Origin of the sequence: Chryseobacterium sp. SNU WT5, assembly GCF_007362475.1 — a bacterium.
Taxonomy (GTDB): Bacteria; Bacteroidota; Bacteroidia; order Flavobacteriales; family Weeksellaceae; genus Kaistella.
Genome location: NZ_CP041687.1, coordinates 2,347,165 through 2,361,333, shown reverse-complemented (window position 1 = coordinate 2,361,333; position 14,169 = coordinate 2,347,165). Strand labels below are relative to the sequence as shown.

The window sequence follows — 14,169 nt, the reverse complement described above, 5'->3', positions numbered from 1 at the left end:
AAGTTTCTACAAAGCAATGATATGAAACTTAGGTGTAAATGTAAAGCTTTAAAATGAAAATGACACTAACAAAAAAAGCTCAATTTCTGGGCGGTTTCAAACATCTCATTTTTTTAGGGTTAGTAAATCAGGATATTTATATTTTAAAGTCCTCCACATTAGCAGAATTGTAAAGCAGGGGACTGGCTTATAAAATTAACTTATAAGTGAATTGGCTCATTTATTAAAAACCTCTTTGTATTTTCCGTAGGCTTTCGCCATTGAAATATTATAAGGTTCACGCCCCCACACTTTAGCCATTTTCGCATAGGCTGAGCCGTTGTAAATTGAAGCGACTGTGTGCCAATCTCCTGTTTTCAGAGCGAACAAAAGTTTAGGATCTGTTAAAATGAATTTAGCAATCTGATTGATTTGTTGTTCTAAACCTTTCTTTGCATCGTCCCACATAGCACCAACCGTTGCAAATCCAAGCCTTTTGTAATGGAATCCCATAATCTGACCTAAACCAATAGAAGTTGCTTCCATCGCTTTGTTTGGGCTCTTACTGAATGCATCATTAAAAGCAATCCACTCTTTAGATTGAACATCAACTTTATTAACTGACCAAGCACCAGAGGGTGTATAAGGTGCAAGTCTTTTCATCCAAATTGGTTCGAACTGAATTAAGATTTTACCCGTTTTCTCATCGAAACCTTTTCCACCTGATTCTACTTCAATGAATGAAGCGAGTGCTGCAGGTTCCAGATTGTTGTTACAAGCAACTAATCTTACTATTGTTTGGAGCTCTTTATTCATAATATTTTATTTAATTTATTTACATAAGTTTTCCAAAGAACTTGAATGGCAATAATGAAAGCCATTCCTAAAACTGCACTCAAAATATACCAGGCGAATTCTGACCATTTGCTTTCGGTTGCTTTATGTTTGGTTACTGATTTATAAGTAGTGTTTGTTTTATAAGTCGTTTTAGTCTGATAAGTAGTAATCAGTTTTTGAGTAATTTCAGTTTTTTTATTGACCGTCTTTTGCTGATTACTGAAACTTAGTTCCCCCGTAGTCTCGCCTTCGATTTTCTGACCATTATGAATGAATATAAACTTTGCAGGAATATCGCCAATTGGTTTAATTCCTAAATTCATATTGTTTTCGAAAATATCTAATAATGTCTTTTCTGAAAGTTCAGAATTGGTGGAGCCTTTTATTTCGGTGGTTGATTGCTCCGACTTTGTTTCTTTGATAACCTCTTTTTGGCTTTCGGCTTTTCGAGAACCGCAACTCAAAATAAACAATAAGCTAATCCAAATAAACTTTCTCATTGTTGATGATTTTATAAGGTTTTATAAATATTTTCTCTTTGTGAAATAAGCGATAAATAAAGCCACGCCTTATGCTATCGTAGCCGTCGGGAGTGGTTATTTCCGTTACTGGTTCGTTGATGTTATTAGCCTTGATGGCTTGTGATTTTTCTAATTGGTTTTGAGCAATATTGTCTCGGATTGTTAATTTTTTAATGTAGGTTTTGATTTTATAGATGAGCGTTTCATTTTCGTTATCTATTTTATCCAATTTTTTAATTATCATTTTTGCTTCTGCGTTCGCTTTGTCGAGTTGATTTAATTTTTGTACAATACGCAAGGAATCAGTTTGTGAGTTTGCGAAGCAGGAAAAACCAAGGAATAAGAATATTAGATTTTTCATTTTAAAACATTTTTAAGATTATCATTTAATTTTTCACTTGTGGTTAATTTTCTTTCCAAAATTCTTTTCAGACGGTCGGCTTCTTCGAGTTTTTTGTTTACCAATTCTTCTAAATTAGTTGTATTTGATTTCTTGTTACAGCTATCTAATTCCGCTTGAAGTTCATCTGCATCACTTCTATATTTTTTAATTTGAACTGCATAATACTGAACGGCTTGATTAATTGAAATTATTTCTTCTCTGCTGTTTTCTTTCCCATTTTTTACACCCTCTTTATAAAAAACGATAGCAGTACAAATCCCTGCAATTATTATCACGAAAATCAAAATTCCGAATCCGTATTTCTTTTGCAGGAAATCCTGGATAAAAGTCATTCTATCCTCTACGATTTCGGCACCTTCTTTTAAGTTTTGCATTCATTTATAATTATTTATTCATTTTTATCTAGTTTTTAAAGACCGCCATTTCTAACGGTCTTTTGATTTAAACTAAGGCTTTTAAGGCTAAAATTTGCGCTCTTGTAAATTCAACCCCACAAATAGTGACGTGAGTGTCTGTATTTTTCCCTATTACAACCTCATTATTTCTTGTAGAAATTGCGTCTTTTCCTATTACAGTAGTTCCACTTGCATCAACTTTTTGCCCTAAAATAAAACCTGAACCATCACCAATAAAAACGTTACCATTACCGTTCACTAAACGCCCTCCAGAGTTATTTCCAAAACAAGCATTATTGTTAGAATTTGTCGAATTATACATCGAGTAATAACCAAATGCGCAATTTTTTTCACCCGTTAATTGGTGCATTGCGTAATTTCCAAATACGTTGTTTTTAGAACCCGATATATTGTATGTCAAAGTTTGCGCACCAAATGCGCAAGTATCGTCGTAGTTTGTTTGTTGTGTTGCGCTTGCGCCTTGATACCAACCACTCGCATAAACCCCATACAAAGTATTTCTATATCCTTGAATTATTCGAGTTCCCGAACCATACCCAATACAAGTATTGTCATCTCCAACTTCTAATTTTTCAAGTGCGCTATCCGTTAAACCAGTATTATGACCGCCATTCACTAACTTTGAAAGTGCTAATCTTCCAAAGGCATTATTACCTACACCATCTTCGAAATTTTCTAAAGCACCAGCACCAAAGGCTGTATTATCAAATCCCGTTTTTAACTTTTTTAAGGCATTCGAACCAAATGCAGTATTAACCCCTCCAGTAGTAACGGAAGCCAAAGCATCACGCCCCCAAGCAGTATTCGACGCTACACTTGCAACCGTTGCACCACCAGCACCACCACCATAATAAGTACCTTGTGGAATATCTTGATAGTATTGTCTTATTCCTTGAAGTCTAATTTCGTTAGTTGTAGTATTTCCGATATTTAATTTATTGCCATCTTTTAATAATAGATCAAAAATTAAACTCTTTATTTTAGTTCCCAAAACTCCAACAAATGGCTCATATTCAACGGGGTTAAACGTGCCTTCTTTTACTATTTGCCCCGTTTCGCCCGTGCCGTAACTCACCGATAAATAAGCTGAACCAACTGGACTTGTAACATTCATTGAAGAAAATCCGTTACTTATCAAATTTTTATCTTCATCAAACCACGCAACATCATAAAGCCCTTTAAAAGAATAAGGTTGATTTGATTTCACCCGAATGTAAAAAATACCATCAAAATCACCAGTATCAAAGGGTAAACCAGTAACGGGGTGAGGTCTTTTTTTAGTGATTATTTTTGCTGGATTTAAAATGTTAGCACCCGCTGGAAAAGTATCTGAAATTGCAAAATCTGTTTTTTCGGTAGTAACTTGACCATCTGCAAGTTCATTGTTTTTCAAACTCAAAAACACCGAAACCACCCCATTTTTAACATTAAATAAAACATTATTCGCATCTAAAATTGTTTGCGTAATCGGGAACTTTAATTTATTCGTTGCATCTGCCAAAGTGTACCAAGTAGAAGTAACATCTATTGGTTCTACAACTCTGTAACTTTCAAACAAATCATCATCACCCGAAGTCCAAGGTGTGGGTGCGTTGGCTTGGGTGGCGTTGCCTTTGATGCCGGAAATAACCTGATTAATTCGCTCATCAGTTTTTTCAAATGAATCACGAACGTCTTTTGCTGTGATTTTTTTACTTGAATTGTCTGGTAGCTTGGAAAATATATAGTCTAAAATACTCATCGTTTAATTTTTAAAATCGTCTGAAAAATCGTTTGAAAATTGTCCGTAAATAATTACTATTACGGCTTTTGTAACGCACACACATACTGTTTTCATAAAATCGTAATATCCACTCATGTCTAATCATAATGTCCGAAAGCAAATCCGGTGTTACCTGATCGATAAGGTTGATTTTCCCTACATCCTCCACAGTACTTTGTGTAAAAAGGAAAATAAGATTGATGGCGACAAAGCCATTCATGCATATTAACCGCTAATGGTCCCATTCTTTCTTGCATCGCATCCTGCATTTTAAAAACCACATCATTTCGAGACCCACTGGCCATATCTGTAGAACTGATGCTTCTCGGATTATTGGTTTGTTGCCCCTTTGCAGTTGTTTGAAGCCAAGAAGGAACAGTCGTAACAAAATCAACACACTCGGCGGTTAGTTTCCAGAGATATTGATTCCAAAGCTTTACAATCCACTCATCTTCAATAAACTCAATAGCATTCACGATCATTCCTTCTTGAAGGTCCTCGTCTTGGAAATTAATATTCTGTTTTGCATAATCAGCTCTGAGTTTTGTCAAGAGATCCGCTTTGTTCAAGTCGGTGACTTTTACATTCTTTTTATCGTTGATGTTTTGGTAAAAATCATAGCCTAACTCTTCAACAATAAATCGTTCCTCAGCAATAATGATATTGTTGAGAATCTGGCGCTCACCTACATCGCTGGTAATCGCTGCATGAAATATTACCTCATCTGGAATAATCAAAACATTGCGGTTAGTTCTGTTGAGTCTGTACATTTTTTCCTTTAGTTACTTCGGAGATTAATTTTTTACCACGCTCGTCTTCTAATTCATCTATACCTAATTTCGTTCGACCTTCATTTACGGTGATGACGGAATTGATTTCGATATCTTCCACAAGATCTTCAATGTCGATGGAGACGAATTCAATATCTTCATCTGACCACTTCGTCTGGCAAAACGCATCCGTTATTTCTAAAAAAGGAAGAAGGAATTCTTCTAAAATAACTTCACGCGTAGGTTCAATGACCGTTTTATGTTTGATTTTGAAAATACTTCTCAAGTAAGTATTACCACCATTTCCTAATCCTTTTGAATTGTTCTGTCCGTAAAGAGAAGAATCCCAATTATTTGAATCAATAATTTTTTGTTCAGCATTCTCATCCAACTTCAGGAAATCACCGTCGGTTTGTTTGGAGAAATTTTCTACAGTTCCACCGCCCTGCTTTGTTGAAAGAACGGTCCATCTTCCACGTTTTCCAGGTCCTGTATGTTGTCTGCGAATATTGGTAGCAACTTTAGTCAATTCAGTATCGGTGTAACTACCTTGAAGCATAATTGCACCACCAATGACCATATTATTTTCAAAATTGTCCAGGTTATACCTAGCACCATTGTATTCTAATATTTGCCATGGTAGACTGGAAACATTTTCTGGCAAACCATAATAATCGTACCCATCCATATCATTTTTAATATGAATCATGCATCGTTCGGATCCGTCTTTAAATTCTTTCCACTTTGTTTCCTCTCCGTTATAAATAGGTAATTCCACAGCGTTTTTATCATCGATCACCCAATCTTTTGAGCCTCGGAATTTTTGGGAAATTAGAACAGTTTGGGGAATGTCATTACTATCAGGCGCACCCAATCGGCAATCTAAAAAAGACCGTACATAAGCCATTACTTTTGAGGTTTCACCTACTTTAATCCTGATTATTTCGATAAAAACATTTCCAACCCGGAAATAATTACTGAAAATTCGATCAACAATTTTACCCAGAGACTGGCGTCGGTTGTTAATTTTTTTTTGAAATAACTTGAAATCTTTCATTATTTCATCAGTCGCATCCTTAATTCTAATTCCATTTCCTGAGCAGAAAAAAACCTTAGAATTAATACACGCTTGGTTCGTTGGACTTAGAATAGATGATTCCTGAAGAACACTAAAGTAATTATCAGTAGGATTAAGAAAAGGGATGTATTTTTTGTCACCATCGAAAAGATCAAACGCGGTAGAATTTCCTTTCCCTTCAAACGGGATAGGATTTAACACATCTAATTTCACCTCATTGCTAACACTAAGGCTTGTCTCTTGTGTCGGCGTTTTTTGGGGTGTTGCGTTGTTTTTTCGTCGGTTTATTGTCGGTGCTGACATGTGTGGTTTCTTCTAGTAGTTTTTCTTCCTTGATCTGGTTCAGTTCTTCCTGATCCGGCAACTCTTCAAATAGGTGGAGTAAAGACTGATCATTGCTATTCTTGGCCATCTCAGCGAGAATATGTAAATCTTGTCTTTTACCTAATGGAAGAGCCGAGTTATTGAATCCAATTACGGTATCCAAAAACTCGGTTTTAATTATAACTTCCATAATAATTTACGGAGTGTAACCTTCAATGAAAGCATCTAACGATGCACGTCCACCAGTGTACTCCAACGGACCGCGTGAGTAAACTCCTTTCAAAGAAACGGTACCGCCGTTTTTACCATCGAAAGCCGCCCCAAGTTCAATAACTGAACCGTCGTTTTTCATTTTGAATTTTGGAATAACAGAATCATTAACGTATCGCTCCGCAACAACGTGAATTGTACCGGTGGTGTCAACGATTACTAAACCAATATTTGAACAAACAGAAGCTGCATCTAATCTGGCCATGAAATTCGTAAGACTATTACTCATTTTTGCCAACTCTCCTACAATTTCGTAATCCCATTTTACTGATCTTCCGGAAATGGTTTGAGTTGCTTTAAATGTTCCTGTTTCCTCTTCGATTCCGATTGGGAAAAGTCCGCCTCCTGTTGCTACTGTTGCTCCAGCTCTTAAAGCCACCGCCGTATAAGGTGGTAATAAAAGAGCGGCTGTTGCTGCTGCTTGTGTGAAATTCAAATCATCCGGATCGAACCAGAATAATTCAGAGATACCTCCCGAAAGAGTTCCACACGCAGTTTGATATGATTGTGCTTGATAACCTAACATCGTATTTTATTTAAAGATTAATAATTAATTATGCGATCTCGGTTTGAAGAATCACAATGTCTTTTGGAGACACGATCTCAGTCCCGGCAACCAATTCTAACAAGTATTTCCAATGGAAATCATCTTCAGAATACCAAACTTTCATCGCTTTTCCTTCTGTAAGGTTTTTGTTGAAGTTTTTATTAGTCGCCCAAATGAAGTTCTTTCTCAAAGTCAAGATACATGTATGCGCTTGAGTACCTCCGTTCAGTTTTCTTAAAACTGCTTTCCAAGTTGGTTCAACCAATACAGGAATACCATCAAATTCTAAAGACGGCTGACCGTTTTGATAAATATTGATGTTCCCAGAATTTTCACCAATTGATTGGTAATATCTCCAAAGACCTTTTGCCAAATCGTAATCGACAGTGAAGTATTTCTGACTGCCTAACGCATTTTCTAAAACCATCGTTTGAGCATCTACAGCCGTTTGAAAAACCGCGTAGCATTGAGCCGGAGTTAACGTTCCTGCGGTAATTGCACCTGCAACGGTTGGTTTGTAGTCTGGATTATTAAGCGCAATGTAATTTTTGATTTTGGTCATTACCCCATCAAAAATATTCAAGGAGAATTCATCATCTGATGCTCTTGCAACATCACCCCAATAGGCGTTGGTTGCGATATCCATTCCCACCGCTCCTTTAAAGAACTGAAGAATGAAATCTCTAAATTTTGGAGATCCTTCAGAAAGATCTTTCAAACATCCTTGGTAGAATTCTACCTCACAAATTTTGGTAGCACCGTAAATTTCATCAACTGTGATTTTTCGGGCTCCGGATCTTGCGATTTTTGACCAATCGACTTCACAGGCAGCATCCTTTCTTCTTAAGATATTTCCTCTTTTGAAAATATCAAGAATCGGAGTACCCTTCATCATCGATACATCATCGACGATGGTAAACTCTTGCAATGTTCCGTTATACGCACCGTTGAAATCAGGCGTTAAATCCTGGAAGTGTGGAGCAATTAAAAAAAGGAAAACCGCCTGAGCCGTAAGTGTAAACTTTTTCATTGTATAAAATTTGAATTATTAAAGATTAAATAGCAGCGTTTCCGAGGTTTCCAGTGCTGGCTGCAAGCGCAAGACCTACCCCTCTCACAGAAAGATCCGCTACGGCTCTTTTTGTGGAAACTACTGTTGCTGTGATGGTAAAACCACCGTTCACATCAAATGGAGCGACTAAACTCAGAACTACGTTTCCTGCAGCTGCTGTAATTTGTCCTTTTACTTCATTTCCGTTTTTATCGATTGCCCACACATTTACTGCTTTGAAAGAATCTCCCGCAGGAAAAACACTCGCATCGGTAACGGTTAAGGCTTTCGTGCCTGAGTTCAAACTGTATGAAATTGCGGGCTGAAAACCGTTAACTCCACATCCGCAAAAGCCTGTTAAGGCTGAATTATCAAATGGATTCATTGTATATTATTTTAAGAATTAATCGAATGAAACACCTGCATACTTTTCATTGTCCTCGTTTTTCGGAGGCTGAACTGCACCAACACCGTTAAGGATCTTTTTTTCAACCTCTGAAACACGATTGATCAAGCCTTTGTAATCTTCATTTTCTGCAAGATTTAAAGGAGCTGCTTCGGCAGGTTTTACGGCATCGGTAATTTGTGTTACCATATTTTCTGGCAAACCATCTTTAAACATTTCAATCACCGCATTGGTGATATGTTCGTCAAATTTGATTTCTGCGAGTGCATTGGTGATTACATTAGTCAATGCTTCGTTGGTTACTGGTTCCGGCGTTGCACCTTCCGCACCTTCTGCGGGCTTTGGTGTTACGATGTGATTACTAAAGGCGTTGCTTACAGCTACACCAATAAGGGTTGCTAAATTTTTCATATCTAAATTTTGAATTAAGTTTTCGTTGGAAGGTTTGTTTACGAAAGAATTGTAAACATTAAGCGGATTTTGGTTTTTGAAAGCCCAATCATTTTTATTGATTGCATTTGAAACATTAGACTCACCGATAGTTTCTTTTACAAAACCATTATCGGTTACTTCTTTGCCGTAAAACCAAGTTTCTTCATTCATCCAATTTTCAATTTCATCAGCTGTTTTGCCTGTTAAATTGGAATAGAAATCTCTGATGTTGTTATTGAATTTTCTTAAACTTTGAGCGTACTTTTCAATATCATTTACATCACCCCAAACGCCGCCAGAAACATTATGAATCATGTAATAAGCGTTTTTGGAAATCTTTGAATTTTTGGAAGCAGAAAGAATGTAAGTTGCAGCACTGCAAACCATTCCGATTCCTATGGTCTCAATATCATAACCGTCGTTTTCCAACTGTTGAATGAAATCATGCATTGCCATTGCGTCGCCGATTTGACCTCCAAAAGAATTAATAGTAATTCTGATATTTTTGATCCCAGAAGAAATGACTTCATTACGGAAAGATTTGAATGAAACCGAAGAATGCTCATTGTACCATTCTGATAACCATTCTTTCGTCTCCGCATCTACGATAGTTCCATCAATAAAAACATCTAGCCTATCAGCGGATTTATTCTCTATATGGTAATTAAAAATCGGTAGTTTTTTCATTAGTTGTACTTTCTTTAACAAAAGTAGAAGTAAAATGAAACGATTGTATATTATACAACAAAAAGCGTTTGGATTTTACAAACGCTTTTGATTTTACTTATTTAAAACATCTTTCGCAGATGTCGTTAACGGTGCCTTTCGGAATGTTGAACTTATTGGCAATCTGCTGGAGAGAAAGACCACGTTCCCGTTCTATGCAAACTCGTAATTGATTCATATTTGCGCCGCTCATTTTACAGAACTTCTCAAAATCTTCAAGCGCAAGGCGCAAGGCTATATTGGTGTAATCTACGACGTTCATAATGTTCCAATTTCGGTTTGCTTATTCTTTTCTTTTTGGTACTCGGTGACTTCATTTGGATTTAAAACTACTTTCTTAAATCCTTCACGTGAAAGTGTTTCCATATTTTCTTCGATCCGGTTCAAACGATCAGAATTGTAATTGTCTGCTTTGTCTTCAAACTTAGAAATCTGAGAATTGAATATTGGAGGTTGCGTTCTATTCCAATTAAAGATACCACCGGAAGCGAATTTCTTCATGGTTGCACCACCAAACCAATCTACACCACCACCATTTGCATTGATACGACTTGCAATTTGTGAAGGTGTACCGGTAACGGAATAGATATTTTTATCTTCCATTGTCCGGGCATTGATTATTCCTTCTTTGCCTTCCATTTCTGCAACTTTTTGTCCGGTTTGTGGATTATAAACGGGCATTCCACCGTTGCTGTGAGATGGTCCTCTTAACTGTCCACCTTGACCGAGGAACTGTCCACCTTTTTTATACTGAGCAGAATTCACTGCAGATAAATTTATAAAATACTGACCGAACGCCAACGCTGCTAAAGCAGCATACATTGCGATGCCGGCTGCTCCTAAAGTAATACCATTTAGAGGATTTTGAGCAGCTGCAACGCCAATGTTTGCTAATTGCATTGCCAAGGCAACTTTTAGTTCTTGCTTTTTAACTTTCTTCAATCGTTCACCGGCTTCTTTATCTGCTTGTTTCTTTTTCTGCGCAGCTTCCTTGTCTATAGCCTCACGTTCACCAGCAGATTGAGCATATCTCATTTGTTGGTCACGTTCTAATTCAATTTTACTATAGGCGAGTTCCTTTGATTTTTCAATTCGGTCTCTTTCTGCATCAAAATAACTATTCATTGCTAAAGTGGCGGTTTCGAATGACTGCGCTAGAACCTCTCCTAGCAATTCAGAACCATCGACATCTGCACCGTTCTTATCTTTCCCAATACTGAAAGTGCCATCAGAACCCTGCATTCTTTGTTTGAAGAAAGAAGCAAGTCCCGAGGTTCCGGAGCCTGGCATTCCCGGAGAATATCCTGAACGTTGTAAGTTTGTTTCCTGATTGGCTTTAGAACCTTGTAAAATACCTCGCTCTTTTAATAAACGATTATACTCCCGCATCTCATTGTTGGTCAGTTTTCTTTGACCTAGTTCCATGTTATAAATTGCGAGTCGTGCATTTACATTCCCAAGTTCTATATTGGTATTATCTAACTCTAACTTGGCTGACAATCTTTGAAGATCGATTTTTTTCTGCTCTTGCGTTAGTGATTTGTCGTTGAGAATATTACGACGCAGTATGGCTCCCTTAATTTCAATTTGATTTTCAAGATATTCTGATCCCTCATCAATAAGATCTATTGTGGCCCTAGTTGATGCAATTCTGGACTGAAGATTATTATTATTTTCCTCATCTAATTTTTGCTGAAGAACTCTACTCCGATCACTCACCTCTTCAATCATCTTTTTACTTAAATCGTTTTCAAGATCAATCATTTTTTGATTGTAAATAATCTGCGCAGACGTACTTTCGTTGTAGTAGGTTTTTTGGGCTTCTATCTTTTGTAAATCGGTCGCGTACGGATCGTTCAGAACTTTATTTAATTGGTCCTTTGCATTATCTTCTGCCAATTTCAGTTCTTGATCATTTCGTTTTTTGAAGATCGCGTAAAGTTTATCATTAGCCTCGCTTTCCGCTTTTATTTTATCTAAAATGGCGCGGGCTTCCTGTTTTCTTTCTTCTGCATTGCCCCCTTTTAAATAGGCGATTTTCTTGGTGAAATACTTCTGATTTTCGGTCAAGCTTTTTGTGATGTAATCTTCTTCAAGGATTTCACCTTTAAGGAATTTGGTTTCGATAATTGCAAGTTCACGATCGCGATTGGCTTCAAGATCTTTTAGGTAATCTCTTTGATAACCATCTAATCTAGAACCACGGTAAGCTCGTGATGTTGAACCTTTGCCATTTTTCCCAATCAATCGATCCAATTCTGCCTGTTTATTCTTTAATTGTGACTGAACGGAGTAGTATTTTTTAGACCCAATAGTTGCATCTTCAAACTCTTTGTTCAACGCATCAATTTCTTCACGAAGCCTTTTAATAGAATTTGCATTGGCTGCTACATTTCCAGCAGCAGCACCGCCCAAAATTGGATCATCTGGATTGATTCCTTTTTTAGAATTACCAGCAATCACATTTCCAAGTTGATTCAAGTCTTCTTTCAGGCCTTGTATTTCTGAGCGTTGTTTTTTTAGTTTATCAACAGAACTACCATCTCCAATGCCAATATCTGCACCCATTGATTTGAATGTTTCACCAAAATTCCTTTTAGACCAGAAATCAGACTTAACATATTTATCAGCTTCTTTCTCTGCATCGGAAAGGGTAATTTCTTTTTCGAATAATTCAGCGGCTTTTTTATCGTAGATGGCCACGGCTGCTTTGGCTTTTGCAACTTCTAATAATTTGGTTTTGTAATCATCTAAAATTTTTGTTCCCTGTGCGGTATGGAAGTTACCCAAAGTAAGACCTTCCAGATATTTAGGATCAATGGCAATGATCTCCTGCATTGCTCTTTTTTTGGTATCAAGAGAATTCGCATTATTTTTTATAATGGCGGTTAATCTTTCTAGTTTTCCCATTTGACCAGAAATAGTATCGGAAACCTGTTTGTTGATTTCGGCCGTAACTTTCATTAAAGCGGCGTTTTCTTTCAAGGCTTTTCCATGCGCTTTCAGTTTTCCAGTGGCATTTTCTGTTGAATTTGCAAATGCAACTGTTGCAGCACCCACGGCAAAAAGCAACCCGATGACAATTCCCCAAGGTGTTGCTGCTAAAGTAAGATTTAGCCCCATTACCAAAGCTCTTAAACGTGCGGTTGAAATTCCAAAAAGATTCATGGTGAATATCAAAGCGGTATAAGCGCCATTAACAATACCCAAAACTAAAGCGTGCGCATTTTCCAAAACCATCGCGGTTGCGATTAAGGCGTTACCTACTCCCATTCTGATAATGTATGCACCAATAGCGACCGTATTTGCTGCGATTGCTTGTAATTTGGCGTAGTAAGCAAACGTTAATAATCCAACAAAGGAAAGCCAAACAGAAAAAGGAATTTTACCGATAGTTTGTGCTAAAAGTATGATTACAGAAACAGTTGTGCTTACCAAAGAAATGAATCTTTTATTGCTACCGACTTTAGCGATCATATTATCTAGTCGATTCAAATCTGCTTGTAAACCTTGAACAGCTTCACCGCCGGTACCGAAAGATAGTTTTAATTGTTTTGCAAATTTTGGAAGGAAATCTTTCGAATAAATTTCACCTTTACTCATCGCTTTATCCAATTCTGCGGTAGTCATTCCCATGGCACGCGCTGCAATTCCAAATGCTCCAGGAACACGCTCCCCGATCTGTCCACGTAGTTCTTCAGCCTGAACTTTTCCTTTGGACGCTATTTGTCCAAATGCAAGCATTACACCATTGGTTTGTTCCTGGCTTAATCTAAGATTCGCGGAAGATTCCGCAGCGGCTTCAAAAATATCTCTCGCCTGCTGTGCTCCACCTCCCGACTCTGTAAAGGCTGCGAAAAATGTTTTAAAACTTTTGCTGGCATCTAAGGTTTTTTGTCCAAGGCGTTCTGAAACATCAATAAGAAATTCCTGATTTAATGCATAATCACCTGTTTTAGCAGAAACTGCTTCAATTGATTTATTTAAGGAATCGAAAGCAATAACATCGTTTTTGATTCTAGTACCGACATTCAATGCAGCCTGAAAAGACAAATAACCCAACGCAAATGAGGCTAATTGTCCTTTCATATCTGTGAAACTCTGATTAAAAGTTTCTGCAAAATTTCGAACAGCTGCTGTTGGATAGTTACCGACGTTCAATCTGAAATCTCCCTGCGCTTTATTAAGAGCGAGCATTTGTTGATAATATTTTTGTGATTCCGCTGTTGCTTTTTGAAACCGTTGGGAATTTATACCATAAGTTGCGCCGATACCCAGAGCGTTTTTCTTCGCTTCTAGATATTGGCGGTTAAGTTTCTGATAAGCCTCGTAGGTTTTTGCGGTCGCCTGCTGATTCTTCAATTCTTCATTGGTCAGCGCTCTTTTAGAATTTTGAAGGGCGATGGTTTCAGCACGAAGTTTTTTTGATTCAGATTGCTGTTTGACGAGTTCTACAGTCACCTTCTCTAGTTCCAATTTCTCTTTGGTTAATTCTTCAGTATTTCCGAAGATCCCTTTCGAACTCGCCTTAACATTTTGAAAAAGTTTCTTCGTATTCTCAAAAGTCTTATTAACCGCGTCCATTTTTTGGAGCAAGGTTTGTTCACCGTCCAGAGTGATCTGGTAAATTTTTTCAATCTTAGCCAT

General features: G+C 37.3%; 14 protein-coding genes. All 14 read right to left on the bottom strand.

All coding sequences use genetic code 11. The annotated features are described in order from the left end of the window. Nucleotides 1-216: 216 nt before the first annotated feature. Nucleotides 217-795, bottom strand: coding sequence for an N-acetylmuramidase domain-containing protein (locus tag FNJ88_RS11210; protein WP_143853206.1), 579 nt, complete (start codon nucleotides 793-795; stop codon nucleotides 217-219). Beyond that, nucleotides 792-1,316 (bottom strand): hypothetical protein, encoded by a 525-nt coding sequence (locus tag FNJ88_RS11205; RefSeq protein WP_143853205.1) that lies wholly within the window; start codon nucleotides 1,314-1,316, stop codon nucleotides 792-794. The genes FNJ88_RS11210 and FNJ88_RS11205 overlap by 4 nt, the downstream gene beginning before the upstream one ends. Beyond that, nucleotides 1,294-1,698: a hypothetical protein gene (locus tag FNJ88_RS11200; protein ID WP_143853204.1), complete on the bottom strand. Its 405-nt coding sequence runs from the start codon at nucleotides 1,696-1,698 to the stop codon at nucleotides 1,294-1,296. The genes FNJ88_RS11205 and FNJ88_RS11200 overlap by 23 nt, the downstream gene beginning before the upstream one ends. Next, entirely contained in the window at nucleotides 1,695-2,114 is a 420-nt protein-coding gene (locus FNJ88_RS11195) for a hypothetical protein (RefSeq protein ID WP_143853203.1), read from the bottom strand. The genes FNJ88_RS11200 and FNJ88_RS11195 overlap by 4 nt, the downstream gene beginning before the upstream one ends. A 67-nt stretch (nucleotides 2,115-2,181) precedes the next feature. Continuing rightward, complete coding sequence (locus FNJ88_RS11190) at nucleotides 2,182-3,897, bottom strand: hypothetical protein (RefSeq protein WP_143853202.1); 1,716 nt, start codon at nucleotides 3,895-3,897, stop codon at nucleotides 2,182-2,184. A 119-nt stretch (nucleotides 3,898-4,016) separates the two neighbouring features. After that, nucleotides 4,017-4,688: a hypothetical protein gene (locus tag FNJ88_RS11185; RefSeq protein WP_143853201.1), complete on the bottom strand. Its 672-nt coding sequence runs from the start codon at nucleotides 4,686-4,688 to the stop codon at nucleotides 4,017-4,019. Beyond that, entirely contained in the window at nucleotides 4,666-6,069 is a 1,404-nt protein-coding gene (locus FNJ88_RS11180; RefSeq protein WP_143853200.1) for a phage portal protein, read from the bottom strand. The genes FNJ88_RS11185 and FNJ88_RS11180 overlap by 23 nt, the downstream gene beginning before the upstream one ends. Continuing rightward, on the bottom strand, nucleotides 5,993-6,280 hold the full coding sequence (locus FNJ88_RS11175; RefSeq protein WP_143853199.1) for a hypothetical protein: 288 nt from the start codon (nucleotides 6,278-6,280) through the stop codon (nucleotides 5,993-5,995). The genes FNJ88_RS11180 and FNJ88_RS11175 overlap by 77 nt, the downstream gene beginning before the upstream one ends. 6 nt (nucleotides 6,281-6,286) lie before the next feature. Then, entirely contained in the window at nucleotides 6,287-6,886 is a 600-nt protein-coding gene (locus FNJ88_RS11170) for a hypothetical protein (RefSeq protein ID WP_143853198.1), read from the bottom strand. Nucleotides 6,887-6,914: 28 nt separating this feature from the next. Continuing rightward, nucleotides 6,915-7,937, bottom strand: a complete 1,023-nt coding sequence (locus tag FNJ88_RS11165) for a hypothetical protein (protein WP_143853197.1) — start codon at nucleotides 7,935-7,937, stop codon at nucleotides 6,915-6,917. A gap of 25 nt (nucleotides 7,938-7,962) precedes the next feature. Beyond that, nucleotides 7,963-8,343, bottom strand: coding sequence for a hypothetical protein (locus tag FNJ88_RS11160; protein ID WP_143853196.1), 381 nt, complete (start codon nucleotides 8,341-8,343; stop codon nucleotides 7,963-7,965). A gap of 18 nt (nucleotides 8,344-8,361) precedes the next feature. Further along, nucleotides 8,362-9,483 carry a Clp protease ClpP gene (locus FNJ88_RS11155; protein WP_143853195.1) on the bottom strand — a complete coding sequence of 374 codons (1,122 nt, stop codon included), beginning with the start codon at nucleotides 9,481-9,483 and terminating at the stop codon, nucleotides 8,362-8,364. 97 nt (nucleotides 9,484-9,580) lie between these two features. Beyond that, nucleotides 9,581-9,784, bottom strand: a complete 204-nt coding sequence (locus FNJ88_RS11150) for a hypothetical protein (protein ID WP_143853194.1) — start codon at nucleotides 9,782-9,784, stop codon at nucleotides 9,581-9,583. Continuing rightward, complete coding sequence (locus FNJ88_RS11145; protein WP_143853193.1) at nucleotides 9,781-14,169, bottom strand: tape measure protein; 4,389 nt, start codon at nucleotides 14,167-14,169, stop codon at nucleotides 9,781-9,783. The genes FNJ88_RS11150 and FNJ88_RS11145 overlap by 4 nt, the downstream gene beginning before the upstream one ends.